This is a genomic window from Streptomyces sp. RKAG290 (assembly GCF_023701695.1).
Lineage (GTDB): Bacteria > Actinomycetota > Actinomycetes > Streptomycetales > Streptomycetaceae > Streptomyces.
The window spans coordinates 4,542,417-4,558,377 of record NZ_JAJOZC010000001.1 but is presented as its reverse complement, the minus strand read 5'-3'; the positions used below and the strand labels follow the sequence as shown (position 1 = coordinate 4,558,377).

At 71.6% G+C, this 15,961-nt stretch carries 14 protein-coding genes; 13 read left to right on the top strand and 1 reads right to left on the bottom strand.

Features of this window, described 5'->3' with window-relative positions:
• The first annotated feature begins 14 nt into the window (after nucleotides 1–14).
• Together LNW71_RS20025 and pabB are read left to right on the top strand one after the other, a co-directional pair.
• Nucleotides 15–734, top strand: a complete 720-nt coding sequence (locus tag LNW71_RS20025) for a methyltransferase domain-containing protein (RefSeq protein WP_250969489.1) — start codon at nucleotides 15–17, stop codon at nucleotides 732–734.
• A gap of 9 nt (nucleotides 735–743) precedes the next feature.
• Nucleotides 744–2,846, top strand: a complete 2,103-nt coding sequence (pabB, locus tag LNW71_RS20020; protein ID WP_250969488.1) for an aminodeoxychorismate synthase component I — start codon at nucleotides 744–746, stop codon at nucleotides 2,844–2,846.
• A 224-nt stretch (nucleotides 2,847–3,070) separates the two neighbouring features.
• Here the strand turns inward: pabB and LNW71_RS20015 are convergent, their stop codons facing one another.
• Complete coding sequence (locus LNW71_RS20015; RefSeq protein ID WP_250969487.1) at nucleotides 3,071–3,985, bottom strand: hypothetical protein; 915 nt, start codon at nucleotides 3,983–3,985, stop codon at nucleotides 3,071–3,073.
• Between the two features lie 230 nt (nucleotides 3,986–4,215).
• Between LNW71_RS20015 and LNW71_RS20010 the strand changes: the two genes are divergently transcribed.
• From LNW71_RS20010 to LNW71_RS19960, 11 genes are read left to right on the top strand one after another with little or no spacing between them, the layout of a single operon-like run.
• Nucleotides 4,216–4,404 (top strand): lysine biosynthesis protein LysW, encoded by a 189-nt coding sequence (locus LNW71_RS20010; protein ID WP_250969486.1) that lies wholly within the window; start codon nucleotides 4,216–4,218, stop codon nucleotides 4,402–4,404.
• Nucleotides 4,401–5,282, top strand: a complete 882-nt coding sequence (locus LNW71_RS20005) for a RimK family alpha-L-glutamate ligase (RefSeq protein ID WP_250969485.1) — start codon at nucleotides 4,401–4,403, stop codon at nucleotides 5,280–5,282. Before LNW71_RS20010 ends, LNW71_RS20005 begins: the two co-directional genes overlap by 4 nt.
• Before the next feature lie 20 nt (nucleotides 5,283–5,302).
• The gene (locus LNW71_RS20000) at nucleotides 5,303–5,932 is read left to right on the top strand and encodes a degT/DnrJ/EryC1/StrS aminotransferase (RefSeq protein WP_250969484.1); all 630 of its coding nucleotides are present in this window, start codon (nucleotides 5,303–5,305) and stop codon (nucleotides 5,930–5,932) included.
• Nucleotides 5,929–7,248 carry a DegT/DnrJ/EryC1/StrS family aminotransferase gene (locus LNW71_RS19995; protein ID WP_250969483.1) on the top strand — a complete coding sequence of 440 codons (1,320 nt, stop codon included), beginning with the start codon at nucleotides 5,929–5,931 and terminating at the stop codon, nucleotides 7,246–7,248. Before LNW71_RS20000 ends, LNW71_RS19995 begins: the two co-directional genes overlap by 4 nt.
• Complete coding sequence (argC, locus tag LNW71_RS19990; RefSeq protein WP_250969482.1) at nucleotides 7,241–8,314, top strand: N-acetyl-gamma-glutamyl-phosphate reductase; 1,074 nt, start codon at nucleotides 7,241–7,243, stop codon at nucleotides 8,312–8,314. The genes LNW71_RS19995 and argC overlap by 8 nt, the downstream gene beginning before the upstream one ends.
• Complete coding sequence (locus LNW71_RS19985; RefSeq protein ID WP_250969481.1) at nucleotides 8,311–10,164, top strand: M20/M25/M40 family metallo-hydrolase; 1,854 nt, start codon at nucleotides 8,311–8,313, stop codon at nucleotides 10,162–10,164. Before argC ends, LNW71_RS19985 begins: the two co-directional genes overlap by 4 nt.
• A complete protein-coding gene (locus tag LNW71_RS19980; RefSeq protein WP_250969480.1) occupies nucleotides 10,164–11,009 on the top strand; it encodes a thiamine pyrophosphate-dependent enzyme in 846 nt (281 codons plus the stop codon). The genes LNW71_RS19985 and LNW71_RS19980 overlap by 1 nt, the downstream gene beginning before the upstream one ends.
• Nucleotides 11,006–12,001: a transketolase gene (locus LNW71_RS19975; RefSeq protein WP_250969479.1), complete on the top strand. Its 996-nt coding sequence runs from the start codon at nucleotides 11,006–11,008 to the stop codon at nucleotides 11,999–12,001. The genes LNW71_RS19980 and LNW71_RS19975 overlap by 4 nt, the downstream gene beginning before the upstream one ends.
• Nucleotides 12,002–12,015: 14 nt before the next feature.
• Entirely contained in the window at nucleotides 12,016–13,269 is a 1,254-nt protein-coding gene (locus tag LNW71_RS19970; RefSeq protein WP_250969478.1) for an ATP-grasp domain-containing protein, read from the top strand.
• A complete protein-coding gene (locus LNW71_RS19965; RefSeq protein ID WP_250969477.1) occupies nucleotides 13,269–14,579 on the top strand; it encodes a hydrolase in 1,311 nt (436 codons plus the stop codon). The genes LNW71_RS19970 and LNW71_RS19965 overlap by 1 nt, the downstream gene beginning before the upstream one ends.
• The gene (locus tag LNW71_RS19960; protein WP_250969476.1) at nucleotides 14,576–15,883 is read left to right on the top strand and encodes an MFS transporter; all 1,308 of its coding nucleotides are present in this window, start codon (nucleotides 14,576–14,578) and stop codon (nucleotides 15,881–15,883) included. Before LNW71_RS19965 ends, LNW71_RS19960 begins: the two co-directional genes overlap by 4 nt.
• Nucleotides 15,884–15,961: the final 78 nt, after the last annotated feature.

The window sequence follows — 15,961 nt, the reverse complement described above, 5'->3', positions numbered from 1 at the left end:
AAGGGGCCCCACGCGTGACGCAAGTCCAGAGCTATGAACGTTCGTTGCAACGCAGCCACGCCTCCCTCACCCGGGACGACCGGCCGTTCGTCTTCGGTATGGCGGGCCGCGAGTGGGACCTGCTGGGAGAGGTGTTCGCACCCGTCTACTCGCCCTCGACCGAGGCGTCCATCGACTTCCTGGGGCTGGGCGAGGATGCCGCGAAAGCACCGCGCGGGTCGTTCCTGGAGATCGGCTGCGGCACCGGCGTCGTCGCGGTGCTGAGCGCGCTGGCCGGCTCCCCGCGGGTGGTGGCCGCCGACATCAGCCTCCCCGCGGTACGCAACGCGCGGATGAACGCCGAGCGCCACGGCGTGCAGGAACGGCTGAGCGCGGTGCACAGTGATCTGTTCTCCGGGCTCGGCGGCGAGCGGTTCGACACCGTCTTCTGGAGCTCCAACTATGTGCGCGCACCCGACACGTACACCTACGGATCGATCCACGAGGCCGCGTACGTGGACCCCGGCTACCGGACCCATCGCCGCTTCCTGACCGAGGCTCCCGACGCCGTCACCGGCAACGGGCGGGTCCTGCTGCACTTCAGCGACCGCGGTGACCTGGCACGGCTGCACGAGATCGCCGCCGAGTGCGGGCGCACGCTGCGCACCGTCGCGAGCGAGCCGATGGTCGAGGGCGAGTACAGCAGCGAACTGGTCGAGCACATGCTGCTCGAGGTCGTCGTCACGAGCGGCTGAGGGGACGCCATGCGCACACTGCTGATCGACAATCACGACTCGTTCACCCACAACCTCTTCCACTACCTGGCCGAGGTGAACGGCGAGGAGCCCGAGGTCGTCGTCAACGACGACCCGCGCTGGCGGGCGCAGCGCCTGGCGGAGTTCGACAACGTGGTCATCTCCCCCGGCCCCGGGAACCCGGCCCGCCCGGCCGACTTCGGCATCTGCCACGACGTCGTCCGGCAGGCCGCGATACCGCTGCTGGGGATCTGCCTCGGCCACCAGGGCATCGGGCTGTTCGGTGGTGCGGACGTCGTCCGGGCGCCCGAGCCGCGCCACGGCAGGCCGTCCCCGGTGCTGCACGACGGCACGGGCCTCTTCGCCGGACTGCCCTCGCCGTTCGAGGCGGTGCGCTACCACTCGCTCGCGGTGACCGGCCTGCCGGACGGCCTGGAGGCCACCGCCTGGACGCCCGACGGTGTGCTGATGGGGCTGCGCCACCGTGAACGGCCGTTGTGGGGAGTGCAGTTCCACCCCGAGTCGATCCGCACGCAGTACGGGCACGAGCTGCTGCGCAACTTCGCGCGGCTGACACGGGAACACCACCCCCGGCGTGGCCGGCTCCGGCGCTCCGCGGCGCCGGAGCCGGCCACCGCCCCCGCGGCCCCAGTTGCCACGGCTCCCGCGCGGCGGCTGAAGGTCCTCACCCGGGAGGTGCCTCTCGTCCGGGACCCGGAGAAGGCCTACGCCACGCTCTTCCGCGGCAACGACCACGCGTACTGGCTGGACAGCAGCCGGCCCGGTGGCGCGGACGGCCGCTTCTCCGTCATGGGTGATGCCACCGGTCCCCTCGCCCGGGTCGCCGAGGCGGACGTCTGGAGCGGCACGGTGACCGTGCGCGAACGGGCCGCCACCCGCATCGTCTCGGGCCCGTTCCTGTCCTGGATCGATCAGGACCTGCGCGCCACCGAGGTCGAACTTCCGTCCCTTCCGGGCGGGTTCGCCCTGGGCTGGGTCGGCTACCTCGGCTACGAGCTCAAGGCGGAGTGCGGCGGCGACCTCGTGCACCGCTCGGAGGAACCCGACGCCGCCATGGTGTTCGCGGACCGCGCGCTCGTCGTGGATCACCTGGCCGAAACCACCCACCTCCTCGCCCTGGCCGAGGACGGCGACGAGGAGTCCGCCCGCCGCTGGCTCGCCGAGACCGCCGGGCGGCTCGCCGCAGCCGAGTCGCGGCCGGCCGAGCCCGCACCCCGGCCGCTCGCGCCCGGCGGGGAAATCCGGCTGAGGCACGAACGTGACGCGTACCTCCGGCTGATCGATGCCTGCCAGGAGGAACTCGGCGCGGGCGAGAGCTACGAGATCTGTCTGACCAACCAGGCCGAGTGGCACGGGGACCTGGACGTCTGGCAGAGCTACCGGACGCTGCGGCGGCTGAGCCCGGCGCCGTTCGGAGCTCTGCTGCAGTTCGGGGAGGTGTCCGTACTCAGTACGTCTCCCGAGCGCTTCGTCAGCGTGTCAGCCGCCGGACACGTCGAGTCCAGCCCCATCAAGGGCACCAGGCCCCGTGGCGCCACGCCCGAGGAGGACGCGGCGCTCGTCGCGGACCTGCGGTCGAGCGAGAAGGACCGGGCCGAGAACCTGATGATCGTCGATCTGGTCCGCAACGACCTCGGCCGCTGCGCGGTCACCGGTTCCGTCCGGGCGGACGAGCTCTTCCAGGTGCGCAGCTACGCGACGGTGCACCAGCTGGTGAGCACGGTGAGGGCCAGGCTCCGGCCGGACACCGGCAGCGTGGCGTGTGTGCGCGCGGCGTTCCCCGGCGGGTCGATGACCGGGGCGCCCAAGGTCCGCACGATGCAGATCATCGACCGTCTGGAGGGCGGTGCGCGAGGGATCTACTCGGGAGCCATCGGCTACTTCTCGCTCTCGGGCGCCGCGGACTTCAGCATCGTGATCCGCACCGCGGTCCTCACCCCGGGCCGGGTCAGGTACGGGGTCGGCGGAGCCGTCGTGGCGCTGTCCGACGCGGACGAGGAGTTCGAGGAGACGGCGGTGAAGGCGGCACCGCTGCTGGCGCTGACGGGCAGCTCCTTCCCGGGCCGGGTCCGCGAGGGCGCCGCTGTCTGACCGGGCGCGCCGGGACCCGGGCCGGGCTTTCGAGCCCCGGCCCGGGTCCCGGCCTGCGCGGTACCGGGTCGCGGGGCTACGGCGACGCGGACCCGGCAACGCGATTCCGCGGCATTGCTGCTCTGCGGCTCTGCTGCACGGCGCCACGGCTGCACTGCTTTGCGGCACCGTGACACCGCCGCACCGCCCTCACTGCCGCCCCGCGACATCACCGCACCGTTCCCTCAGGACCTGGCCGGCCGGCCCGCACCGCCCCGGGCGGCACCCAGGGCGTGCGACACCTCCGTCATGTCGATGCCCACCTCGTCGAGGCCCGCCAGCGCGGCCCGGCCCGCCGCGTCCCTCTTCAGCAGCGTGTCGCCTCTCGGGGCCCCGTGGGCGACCGCCTCTTCCAGCACCTCGGCGGACAGCGCCTGCCCGGTCCGCCAACCGACCAGGGCGGTCAGCTGGTGCGGGCGGGGCGTGGTCCACAGCAGGCGCGGCGGCCTCGCGCCAGCGGCGCGGAGCACTCGCCACCACTCCTCGCCCAGCTTCTCCTCACGTATCCGGAAGGCCAGCCTGGCCACCGCCAGGGCGGCCGTGCCGCGGTGGTCCAGGGCCTCCTTCGACGCCAGCCGGTCCAGCCGGGCGTCGACCTCCGCGTCCAGCTGCCCCACCGGCACCGAGATGACGGCGGTGAGGCGTTCCAGGGGAAGTCCGGCGGCGAGCGCCAGGTCCAGCCCGGTGAAGTAGGCGTCCATGGCATCGACGCAGTCGTCCAGGGAGCAGACGGGCGCGATGTCGATGCCGTAGCCGGCGGCGACGGTGGCGGTGGCCGCCCGCAGGCCCGGCTCGTCCGGCGTGATGCGCAACAGCAGGTTGGGTCGGTCCACGGCCCGGCAGATGTCCCGGTCGACCGCGGCGGAGACGAATCCGTCGTCGCCGTCCCCCGCCTCGTACAGGCGAAGGAGCGCGTCGCAGGCGTCGCGCACGGAGTCGGCCGAGGCAGCGGCGGAGAGCAGACCGCTGAAGGTTCCTTTGGCGGTGAGCCGGCGAAGCCGTGCCTGGCTGAAGGGCACGGCGGCGTCCTCCGCGAGCCAGCCTGCCACGCCTTCTGCGGCCAGTTGCCGCAACAGTGCGGCTGCCAGTGGGCTGATCATGGGAGCCGAGATTAGAGGAGCCCGCAGAGGGACGGAAGCCGCGCTCCCCATCTCCGTCAGGTCCACGGCCCCTGCGTCAGGTCGGGGCTTCTCCGTCACTCCCCAGGCCCGCAGTTGACTTATTACGGAGCAGTTGACGGAATCCCCGGACACCCTTTGCCGCCTCCCGGCGAGAACGCGATATTCGGTGAGGTCACCGACCCGGTGGCCGCCAAGACGGGAGGAACGCAATGCCTGCAACCATTTCCGCGCCGCAGTGCCTGGTGTGCGACACGGACTTCGAGATCCAGGACGACTGGGAGAAGGGCGAGATAACCGAGTGCGGTGCCTGCGGGCAGGAGCACGAGGTCGTCGAGAAGGACGACGCAGTCGTCCGGGTCGCCCTGGCCCCCGAGGTCGAAGAGGACTGGGGCGAGTGAAGTCCGCTCCCGAGGTCCTGCTCTCGGTCACCATGCTGCGACCGGACGAGAAGCTCCTCCTCGGCGCACTGCGCGAGGAGGGGCTGAACGTCCGGCCGCTGCTGGCGGAGGACCTCGCGGGGGTGGTCGCGGGGGTCGAACCCCCGCCCGCCTTTGCCATGATCCGCAACCTGTCCCACCGGGACGCCGTCGGCGTCGCCCGCCGCCTCGAATTCACCGGCGTCACGACCCTGAACCGGTCGGCCGCCATCGAGACCTGCAACGACAAGGGCCTGCAGGCCCTGCTGTTCGCCCGGAACGGCATCCCGCACCCGGTGTCCCGCCACACCTTCAGCTACGACCAGGTACGCAGCACGGTGGCGGAGCTCGGCCTGCCGGCCGTCATCAAGCCCGTCAGCGGGTCGTGGGGCCGGGGCGTCACCAAGGTGACCGACTCGGACTCGGTCGAGGCATGGGTCGGCGGCCGTGAGTCGGCGGACGCCGGGGGCAAGCTGTTCCCCGTCCTGGTGCAGGAGTACATCGACAAGCCGGGCCACGACCTGCGGGTCGTCGTGGTGGGGCGCACCCCGGTCGTCGCCATCCAGCGGGTGTCGGACCACTGGCGCACCAACACGCATCTGGGCGCCCGGGTGGAGCGCCTGGAGATCACCGGCCGGATCGAGAAGCTCTGCGGACAGGTCGTGGACGCGCTCGGCGAGGGCTTTTACGGAATTGATCTCATCGAGGACCTCTCCACCGGAGAACTCCTGGTTCTCGAAGTGAACGCGAATCCCGAGTTCGCCCGTTCCTCAGCCGTGCACGGCGTGAATGTGGCAGGCCATCTGGCCGCGTACATCGCGGAATTGTGCAGTGACACCCCGCTGCCCGCGGCCGTGTGACACGAAGGAAGACAGATCTCATGGAACTGTTCGACACAGCGACCGTACTCACCCGGGTCATGACCTCCGGCGTGGTCATGAGTATCGAGAAGAGCGACCGGGAACTCCCGGGCCTGGAACGTCTGCTGACCAAGCGGACCGGGCGCTCCCACGCCGTTCTGCTGAACAGCCGCAGCGCCGCCGTGCACGCGGCCCTCGCCGGCCAGGGCATCGGCCACGGCGACACCGTCAACGCGCCGGAGCTGTCCGCCAAGGACGCCGCGTTCCTGCGCTGGCTGGGCGTCGGCGTCACGAGCGACCCGGGCCCGGCCGCCTTCGACCACATCTCGCTGGACGCCAGCCGGGACCACCTGCTCGACGACCGGGCCCGGGACCTGTCCGCCCCCACCCTGGTGGTGGACCTCACCGGTCTCGGCTTCGGCCCCGCCGCCGCGATGCTCACCGACGACCGCACGGTCTGGGCCCGCGCCGAGCGGCTGAAGATCTTCGGCGCCTACGACCTGCGCACCATGTGGACGCAGGAGGAGGCCGACGCGGATCTGATCCCCGGAGTGCAGTTCAACTACCGGCTGAGCCCTCTCGTCGCGGCCTGCGTCCGGATGGCCCTCAGCCAGGCCGCGCGCCCCCTCACCACCGGAGCCCCGTCTTGATCACCGACTTTCCCTCCGCCCCCCTTCCGCTTCCCTCCGCCGAGGAACTCGCCTCCGAACTGGCCGCCTTCGGCGGCGAGGCGCTGATCCCCAAGGAACTGCGCCGCACGCTCTTCCCGATCATCACCAAGGAAGACGTCTTCAACATGCTGCTCTCGCAGCGCCGCGCGCCCGAGAAGGTCGTCTCCGATTTCGCCGAGGCCTACCGCGGCTACGTCGGGGCCGAGTACGCGCTGCCCACCGCGAGCGGCACCTCCAGCCTGCACCTCGCCCTGATCGGCGCCGGTGTGCAGCCCGGTGACGAGGTCATCGTGCCCGCGTTCACCTTCATCGCCACCGCGCAGGCCGTCGTCGCCGCGCACGCGATCCCGGTGTTCGTCGACATCGACCCGCGTACCTACTGCATGGACCCGGCGGCCGCGGCCGCCGCCGTCACCGACCGGACCCGGGCCATCATGCCGGTGCACGTGCACGGGCTGCCGGCCGATGTGCCCGCGCTGCGCGCACTGGCGGACCGGCACGGCATCGCGCTCGTCGAGGACGCCTCGCACGCGCACTCGGCCAAGATCGGTGACCGCGTGGCCGGTTCGTTCGGTGACGCGGCCGGCCAGAGCCTGATGGCCGACAAGAACTTCCCGCTCGGCGGCGAGGGCGGCATCGCCTTCTTCGCCACCGAGGAGGCCCACCGGCGCGCGGTCGACTACACCGCGCGCAACGGCATCGACTACGAGATGTCGTGGGTCGCCGCCGCGTTCGGCCAGAGCCAGCTGGAGCGGCTGCCGTACTACGACGAGGTGCGCGCCCGTAACTCGCGCCTGATCGCGGACACGCTGAACTCCACCGGGTTCTTCCGCGCCCCGTACGTCCCCGAGGGCCACGTCCACGCGTACAACATGTACCGGATCACGCTGGTGCCCGAGGCCGTCGGCCTGGAGGACCTGCCGGTGTGGGCGGTCAAGGACGCGGTGCACGACCTGCTGGTCGCCGAGGGCGTGCCGGCCAGGGAGTGGCAGAACACCCCCATCCCCTGCCACCTGCCGTTCGTGCACCGGGCGGGGTTCGGCAACGGCTACCCGTTCTCGCTGAACCCGGGCGCGGTGCGTGACCACCGGCCGGAGGACTTCCCGTCGACCCTCGCCATGCTCGACTCGACGCTGGTCCTGTGCCGCGAGCTGCGCTCACCGGTCGAGTACGAGCGGGCGCTGCGCTACGCCGACGCGTTCACCAAGGTCGCCCGCCGCCCGGACGCCATCCGCAAGCTCGTCGCGGACGGCGACTACCGCCGGCCCTATGAGAAGGCGGCCCGCCTTGGCTGACAAGTCGACACTCCAGAATCCCCCGCCCGACCGGAAGATACGCGTCGCCGTCATCGGCGCGAGCGGCTACACCGGTGGCGAGGTCATCCGGCTGCTGCTCAACCACCCCCACGTGGAGCTCGCCTTCCTGTCCGCCGAGCGGGCCGCAGGCAGGCAGGTGGGGGCCGTCCATCCGTGGCTGCGCAACCACCCGCGGCTCGCCGGCATCAAGATGCGCCCGCTGGACCAGCTCGGTGAGGTCGACGTGGCCATCACCTGCCTGCCCACCGGAGCGCTGCCCGAGCGGCTGCCGCAGATCGCGGACCGCGCCAAGTACGTGCTCAACCTGGCCGGCGACTTCCGGCTGAACAACCCGCAGGAGCTGGCGAAGCACTACCCGGCGTCGGTGGCCCACCCCCCGGCCGACGAGTTCGTCTACTACGTCCCGGATCTGTCGGACTCGCTGCCGGAGGGCCGGTTCATCAATCTGCCCGGCTGCATGGCGGTGGCGACGATCTACGCGCTCTACCCGCTCTTCGCCGAAGGGCTGGTCCAGCAGGACGTGGTGGTCGACGCCAAGACCGGCTCCACCGGTGGCGGCCGCGGCGGCTCCGAGCAGCCGGCGGAGCGGTCCGGGAACTTCCGGGTGCACAAGCTGCACGGCCACCGTCATCTGCCGGAGATCACGCAGGCGTTGACGTACTTCACCGGCACCGCTCCCGACCTGCGCTTCTCGACCCACAGCCTGGACGTGCCGCGCGGCATCCTGATCTCGGCGTACAGCCGGCTGAAGGAGGGCGTCTCCCCGCTCGACGTCAAGCGCGCCTACGCCAAGGCGTACACCGGCAAGGCGTTCCTGCGGGTACGGCCGTCCCCCAAGGCTCCGCAGGACTTCCCGATGCTGAAGGCCGTCGTCGGGTCGAACATCGCCGAGGTCGCGGTCGACGTGGAAGGCGACCAGTGCGTGACCATCGCCGCGATCGACAACCTCATCAAGGGCGCGGCGGGCCAGGCGGTCCAGACGATGAACCTGGCCCTCGGCTACGTCGAGTGGACCGGCCTCAGCTGCGCGGCGGTGGCGCCGTGACCCGCCCCCTGTACGTGGTCAAGGTGGGCAGCGCCACCCTGGACCGCGGCTCCGTCCACGCGGAGATCGCCGCGCTCGTCGCGCGCGGCGCCCAGGTCCTGCTGGTCGCGGGGGGTGCCGCCGGCATCGAGCGGCACTACTCCGCCATCGGCCGGCCCATGCCCGAACTGCGCCTCGCCAACGGTGACTCGGTGCGCTACTGCCCGCCCGTGGAGATGGCGCACCTGGTCGACGCGTACGAGCGGGTCACCCTGCCCGCGGTCGAGGACGGCCTGCGCGCGCTCGGGCTCGACGTGTTCACCGCGGTCGCCGCACGCGGCTCCCTGGTCACCGGGCGCGCCAACCGGCCGCTGAAGACGGTGACCGCGCAAGGCCGCACCCGGGTGGTGCGCGACCACCGGGCCGGGGTGCCGGCCGAGGTCGACACCGCCCGGCTGCGGACCCTGCTGGACGCGTACGACGTGGTGTGCCTGTCCGCACCGGTACGTGACCGGGAGGGCGGCGCCCCGCTGAACGTGGACGCCGACGTGCTCGCCGCGGCCCTGTCCAACGCGCTGGGCGCCGACCACCTGCGGCTGGTCACCGGCACCGCCGGACTGCTCACCGACCCGTCGGACCCGGCATCGACGCTGCGCCACGCCCACCAGGGCGAGGCGGCACAGTACGCGGGCGGCAGGATGCGGCAGAAGGTGCGCGCCGCCGAGATGGCACTGGAGGGCGGCAGCGCCGACATCGCCATCACCGGCCCGCACACCCTGGCCGATCCGTCCGGCTGGACCCGGTTCTGGCGCGGCAGCGCGCCCGAGGCGGACCTGGCCCTGCTGAGCCGGGCGGTCGGTGTGCCGTCCGTCTCCGGGGACGAGCACGAGCTCGCCGCTTACCTGCTGGACTGGTGCACCGAGCGCGGCATCGACGCCAAGATCGACGCCGCCGGGAACCTGGTGGCCACCCGCGGCACCGGCGACCGCGGTCTGCTGCTGCTCGGCCACCTGGACACGGTGCCGCACCACTGGCCGGCCGAGTGGCGCGAGGGCGAACTGCACGGCCGCGGCAGCGTGGACGCCAAGGGCAGCCTCGCCGCCTTCCTGGAGGTGCTGGCCGCCGCCGACGTGCCGGCCGACGGCCAGCTGCGGGTGGTGGGCGCGGTCGAGGAGGAGATCTCCTCGTCCAAGGGCGCCTTCCACGCGCGTGACCACTACCCGGCCGACGCCGTCGTCATCGGTGAGCCCAGCGGCAGCGACAAGCTGACGCTCGGCTACTACGGCCTGTTCAAGCTCCGTGTCACGGCGTCCGTCGACAGCGGCCACTCGGCGGGCATGGACGCGGTCTCCGCGCCCGACACCCTGATCCGAGCCCTGGAAGCCATCAGGGCCTCGGTGACCGAGCAGGCCCCGGACGCCCTGAGCGCCGTCATCGACGTCCGCTGCGAGACGGGCCGGGAGCACAACCGTGCCGTCGGCATCCTCAACTTCCGGGTACCGCCGGGCGCCGACCTCGACGCGCTGCGTGCGGCCGCCCGGTCGCACGAGGGCGAGGGCGTCGAGATCTCGATGGAGCGGGCCACCCCCGGCCACAGCGGCGGCCGGACCAGTTCGCTGGTCAAGGTCTTCACCCGGGCCTTCGCACAGACCGGCGTCCGGCCCCGGTTCGTCGTCAAGAAGGGTACTTCGGACATGAACACGCTCGCCACCACCTGGCGCGGCGTGCCGATGGTCGCCTTCGGGCCCGGTGACTCCGCGCTCGACCACACCGACCAGGAGCGCATCGGCGCCGAGGAGTACCGCACCGCGCGGTCGCTGCTGGGCGACGCGGTGGCCCGCTGGTTCGCCCTGCCGGAAGGGAGCCGATGATGACCGTCCTGACCGACACGATCGACACGGCCGGCCTGCCGGCGTCCGCCGGTGCCCGCACCCCGGACCACGCCCTGCTGGCGGAGCGTGCCCTGCGGGCCCGCAGGCTCGTCGTCGACATGGCCGCGAGCCCGCGCGGCTGCCACCTCGGGGGCAGCCTGTCCGTACTGGACATCCTGATCGCGGGCCTGCACCGGGCCTCGTCCGGTGACGGCACCGAGGTCGTCCTCAGCAAGGGCCACGCGGCCGCCGGGCTGTACGCGGCGCTCTACGTGAACGGCACCCTGCCCGAGAACCCGGCACCGCTGTACGGCATGGCGGGCCACCCCTACACCGGCCACCCCGGCCCCAAGGTGCCCGGGGTGCGCTTCCCGACCGGGAGCCTCGGCCACGGGGTGCCTTACGCGGCCGGCTGGGCGATGGCCCGCAGGCTCGGCGGGCTGCCGGGGCTCGGCATCGCCGTGACGGGCGACGGCGAGCTGCAGGAGGGCCTGGTCTGGGAGACCTGCCAGGTCGCGGCCGCCCAGCGGCTGGGCAACTTCGTGCTGGTGGTCGACCGCAACGGCGGCCAGAACGACGGCATGGTCGCGGACGTCTCGCCGCTGCCGCAGCTCGCCGCCCGGTTCGCCGCCTTCGGTTTCGAGACGGCCGAGGTGGACGGGCACGACTTCGACGCCCTCACCGCGGTGCTGTCCGGCGACCGTTCGGGAGCCACCCGGCCGCTGGCGGTCGTCGCCGACACGGTCAAGGGCAAGGGCGTCCCCGCCGTGGAGGGCAAGGCCGCCTCCCACTACGTCACCATCGACGCGGCGCGCGCCGCCAAGTGGAAGCGAGCGATCCGATGACGGCGGTGATCACGGAGGCGTCGACGGCGCCGAAGGCGCTCTCGGGCCGGGACGCCTACCGCGACGAGCTCACCGGGATCGCCCGGCAGGACCCCCGGGTGCTCTGCCTGGAGGCCGACCTCGGCGGCAAGAACCACCCCTTCCAGCTCGCCCACCCGGAGCGGTTCTTCAATCTGGGCATCGCCGAGGGCGCCATGGTGGACATGGCCGCCGGCCTGGCGGTGGGCGGCTACCTGCCCTTCGTGTCGACCTTCGCGCCGTTCGCGGCGCTCAGGGCGGCGGAGAGCCTGAAGCTCACGCTGGGCTACCTCAACGCCGGAGTGACCGTCGTCGCCCCCTATGCCGGCGTCTCCGGCGCCTGGTTCGGGACCACGCACCACTGCCTGGAGGACCTGGCGGTCCTGCGCAGCGTGCCCGGCGTGACGATCGCGGCGCCGTACGGGGAGGCCGAGATGCGGGCGGTGGTCCGTGCGGCGGCCCGGTCGGGCAGGCCGCACTACATCCGGACCGGACGCAACGCCTCGTACACCTCACTGCCGTCCGACGGACCCGGACTCCCCCTCGTCACCTGGGACTCCCGGGGCACGGCCGATGAGCCGTGCCTGGTCTCGGTGGGCGAGGAGGGCACCCGGCTGGCGCTCGAAGCGCGCGAGCGGCGACCGGAACTCGGCCACGCCCATCTCGTGTACCTGGACCACGCCCACCTGGCCCGCGCGGCCACCGAACTGGCGGAGCAACACTCCCGGTTCGTGGTCGTCGAGGAGCACCGGCGCGAGGGCGGGGTCGCCGAGGCCCTGGCGCTCCTGATGCCCCGGTGCGAGGTCACGGGCGTGAACGCGGGCCACACCTGGCCCACCGAGGGCGGCGACCACCACGAGGTGATGGCCGGGCTCGGGTTCGATCTGCCCGCCGTTCTCGCCGCGGCAGCCCGGTCAGGTCCCCCACGGGCCTGTGATCCGCCTCCCCTGAACTCTCCCCCCAACCCTGCCTAGCGAAGGAATCTCCCATGCACATCCTCATGGTCGAATGCAACCCGAACGGCATCAAGGGCATCGCCAACGCCCTCGAACTGGGGCACGACGTCACCTTCGTCTCCGCCGACCCCGACTTCTACCTCGGCGCCTCACCGCTGGCCGAGGCGGCCTTCGCGCACCCCAAGTGCGATGTGATCAAGAGCGTGGAGGCCTTCTCCATCGACGAGCTGGAGCGGCTCGCCAAGGAGATCCACGCCAACAAGCCGGTGCACGGCGTCACGACGTACAGCGAGTACCACACGGTGCACGCCGCGTCGGTGGCCCGCTCGCTCGGCCTGCCCGGGATGAGCGTGGAGGGGGCGCTCAACGCCCGCCACAAGCACCGCACCCGCCTGACGCTGCAGGACAGCGACGTGCGCCAGCCGCGGTTCGTGGCCGTCGCCGACCCGAAGGACATGGTGGCGGCGGTCCGCGAGATCGGCTTCCCCTGCGTGGTGAAGCCGTCCGACGGCACCGCGAGCCTGCACGTGCTCCTGCTCCGTAACGACCAGGAACTCACCGACTACCTCGCCGACCTGGCGAAGGTGGACGACTACGGCCGCGGTGTGACCCGCATCCCGGAGATCGTCGTCGAGGAGTTCGTCGAGGGCGAGCTGGTCTCGGTCGAGGCCTGCGTGCTGCAGGGCGGCGAGATCGTCAACCTGGGCATCACCGACCGCAATCTGAGCGGCTTCCCGTACTTCATCGAGATGGGCCTGACCTACTTCCGCGGCCACCCGCTGGAGGAGGAGCTCTTCACGATGAACGAGAAGGTGCTCAAGGGCCTCGGCGTCGACTTCGGCTTCATCCACGCCGAGTACATCCTCGCCGCGGACGGACCCGTGCTGTGCGAGGTCAACGGCCGGCTCACCGGCGGCATCGTGCCGCAGTTGATGGAGCTCTCCAGCGGCGTCAACGCCTACCTGGAGGTCATCCGCCAGGCGCTCGGCGAGAAGCCCGAGCTGCCCGTCCCCGGTGACCTCATCGCCGGCGGCCACTGGTTCGGCTCGCCCGTCGACGGTGAGCTCGTCTCCATCGGCTTCGACCGGCTCAAGGGCTCCCCGGGCTTCGTGGAGGCACTGGCGTACGCCAAGCCCGGCCGCACGGTGTCCCGGCTGTCCAAGAGCAACTTCGACTGGCTCGGTCACCTGATCTACACCGGCAAGGACCGCGACGAGGCGTCCGGCCGGGTGCGGGCGGCGCTGGACGACATCGAGTTCACCATCTCGGTTCAGGTGGCCCGCTGATGCGCGCAGCCATTCCGGAACTCGATCCGACGGCGGTGTACGAAGTCGCCGTCGAGGACGGCCACTTCTCCTCCGTGACGCCCGTCGCCGAGCGGGACCCGGACGACGCCGTCACGCCCGAGCTGTGGCCCGGCTTCACCGAGGCGCACGCCCACCTCGCGCTGCCCGCCAACTTCGACGACTCGCTCGACGACCCTCGTATCTCGGCGATGCAGTACCTGTACCACGGGGTCACGCACGTCGTGGACATGTTCGGCTTCCCGCTGGTCAAGGACGGCTGGGAGCAGGGCAGGCAGGAGTCGGCGCTGCCCTGGCCCGAGGTGGCTCACTGCGGCTACGCGGCCACGGCCACCAAGGACACCGACGGCCACTACGGTCACGGTGTCGAGTTCCCGGCCCCCGTCTTCATGCTGGGCGTCCAGGACGATCTGGCCACGGTGCTGGCGGCCAACGCGGCCCGCGGCGCGACCTTCCTGAAGGTCATGTTCACCGAGGGTGCCGAACAGCCGGAGAGCGCCAAGCGCTTCTCCCGGCTGCCGGGAGAGATCCTCGCCCACGTGCCGCGGCTGGCCGCCGAGCACGGGCTGAGAACAGTCATCGACTGCAACACCCGGGACGAGGTGATGCAGGCCTACGACTTCGGCTTCCGCATCTTCGCCCACCCGGTGCGCGACGTCGGGCTGTCGGCCGCCGACTGGCAGAAGCTGGCGGGCGCCCGGTTCGTGTCCACCCTCAGCGGGCTGCGCCCCATGATCATGGAGCGCGAGGACTTCCTGCGGGAGTACCGGCGGCCCGGATTCCGGGAGACCCAGGACCTCGCCAACCTGGAGTACGTGTCGGCGATCGAGGAACCGTTCGGCATTCAGTTCAAGGTCCAGGACACCCGGACCGCGGCACTGGTCAACATGCGCGACAACAGCCTGGCGGCGCTGGAGCGCGGGGCGCTGCTGATCGGGACGGACTGCGGCAACACCGGTGCGTTCCACGGCGACGCGCTCAAGGGCGAGCTGGATCTGCTGGCCGGTGACGACCTGGGCAAGCCGGGGCTGCGCGACGCCCTGCTGCGTACCGCGACCACGACGGCCCGTGGCTTCTTCGACGAGCTGTCGGGGCGCGAGCCGGGGACGGACCTCATCGCGCAGGGCCGTCCCGCCACGTTCAACCTGATCGCGCCGGCGGCGGCCGGCCGGCCCCTGTCGGAGCTTCCGCAGGCCACGTACATCCGGGGCCGGGCGCTCGACCGTGCCGCGGTCGTGACGGCCATCCGCGACCTGCGCGCCACCCCCACTCAAGGAAAGGTCACCGTATGAGCCGCCAGGAACGCCATGTTCTGAGCCCGGAGAGCCGCAAGGTGCTGCTGGGCGTCAACTCCGGCATCGCGCTCGCCCACATCGGCAACTACATCTGGTTCCCGCACCTGATCTCGACGCTCGGCGTGGAGTACAGCGGCTTCTGGGCCGGATTCGTGATGTTCCTGACGTACGTGGGCCGGCTGAGCGCCACCTTCTTCTACGAAGGGGTCGCCGCCCGGTTCGGCACCCGTGCCAGCATCATCGTGGGCATCGCCGTGGAGGCCGTCGCGCTGGGCGGCATGGGCTTCGCGGACGGCGTGCCGTTCTACAGCCTGCTGGCCTTCTTCGTCGGCTTCGGCTCCGGGATCTCCTTCCCCGGCCTGAAGAACATCCTGGGCACGCTGCCGGAGAAGGACCGCCCCAAGGCCTTCTCGTCGTTCCAGATGTCCTGCCAGCTCGGTGTCATCGCCGGCTCGGTGATCGGCGGGCTGTTCCTCGGCTCGTCGATGGCCATCCTGTTCCTGGTGGTGTTCATCCTGTTCGCCGGGTACTGCGCCGCCGCGGCGTCGTTCATCCCCACCGACGCGGGCGGTCAGGCCGACCGGGTGGCCGTGAAGACACCGCTGGTCAACGTGGCGGTCCTGAAGGGGCTTCAGCTCGGCGGCGGCGGGAGCTACTTCCTGCTCTCCAGCGTCTTCTGGGTGCTGTCGATCAGCTTCCTCGTCGGCATGCCGCTGCACATGGACGAGTTCGCCTCGGACCTGCCGGTCTCCACCCCGTTCTGGATCACCGGTCTCGCGCTCCTGGTCCTTCAGTACCCGGCGTTCCGCTACATGTCCAAGCGGCTGCGCCCCGGCCAGGTCATGGGCGTCGCGTTCCTGGCGATGGCGGTGGCCTACGGTCTCTTCGGTGCGGGGCAGACGGCGACCTGGGTGGTCGTGGGCTGCCTGGTCGTGGTCTTCGGCGACATCCTGTTCACCCCGTCCTTCGACCTGTGGGTGGCCAACCGGATGCCGGCGGACCGGCTCGCGCGGGCGATGGGTGCCATGCACTTCTTCCGCAGCTTCGGCAACATGGTCGGCACGCTGACCGCCGGGGCGCTCTACGACCTGTCGCACTCCACCGACATCCCGGGCCTCAACTGGTACGTCGTCGGCGGGATCGCGCTGGTCTGCGCGGCTGTCAGCTTCCTGTCCGCGCGGCGGGAGGAGGCGTCGTCCACGAGCACGCCGGCCGCGGAGGTCGTGGAGGCTGACCCGGTGGGGTCGGTGGAGCTTCCCCCCGCCACGGAGCCCCGGGAGTCCGCGAGGACCACGGCTTGACCGGCCTCGCCCGCTCACGCACAGAGGGACCCGGTCCGCGGAAGCGGACCGGGTCCCTCTGTGCGTACGTGTACCGCT

What these genes read in the sequence shown, in the direction of transcription:
- pabB (WP_250969488.1), top strand. Translation starts at nt 744, where the DNA reads ATGCGCACACTGCTGATCGACAATCACGACTCGTTCACCCACAACCTC.
- LNW71_RS20015 (WP_250969487.1), bottom strand. Translation starts at nt 3,985, where the DNA reads ATGATCAGCCCACTGGCAGCCGCACTGTTGCGGCAACTGGCCGCAGAA.
- LNW71_RS20010 (WP_250969486.1), top strand. Translation starts at nt 4,216, where the DNA reads ATGCCTGCAACCATTTCCGCGCCGCAGTGCCTGGTGTGCGACACGGAC.
- LNW71_RS20000 (WP_250969484.1), top strand. Translation starts at nt 5,303, where the DNA reads ATGGAACTGTTCGACACAGCGACCGTACTCACCCGGGTCATGACCTCC.
- LNW71_RS19980 (WP_250969480.1), top strand. Translation starts at nt 10,164, where the DNA reads ATGACCGTCCTGACCGACACGATCGACACGGCCGGCCTGCCGGCGTCC.
- LNW71_RS19975 (WP_250969479.1), top strand. Translation starts at nt 11,006, where the DNA reads ATGACGGCGGTGATCACGGAGGCGTCGACGGCGCCGAAGGCGCTCTCG.
- LNW71_RS19970 (WP_250969478.1), top strand. Translation starts at nt 12,016, where the DNA reads ATGCACATCCTCATGGTCGAATGCAACCCGAACGGCATCAAGGGCATC.
- LNW71_RS19965 (WP_250969477.1), top strand. Translation starts at nt 13,269, where the DNA reads ATGCGCGCAGCCATTCCGGAACTCGATCCGACGGCGGTGTACGAAGTC.
- LNW71_RS19960 (WP_250969476.1), top strand. Translation starts at nt 14,576, where the DNA reads ATGAGCCGCCAGGAACGCCATGTTCTGAGCCCGGAGAGCCGCAAGGTG.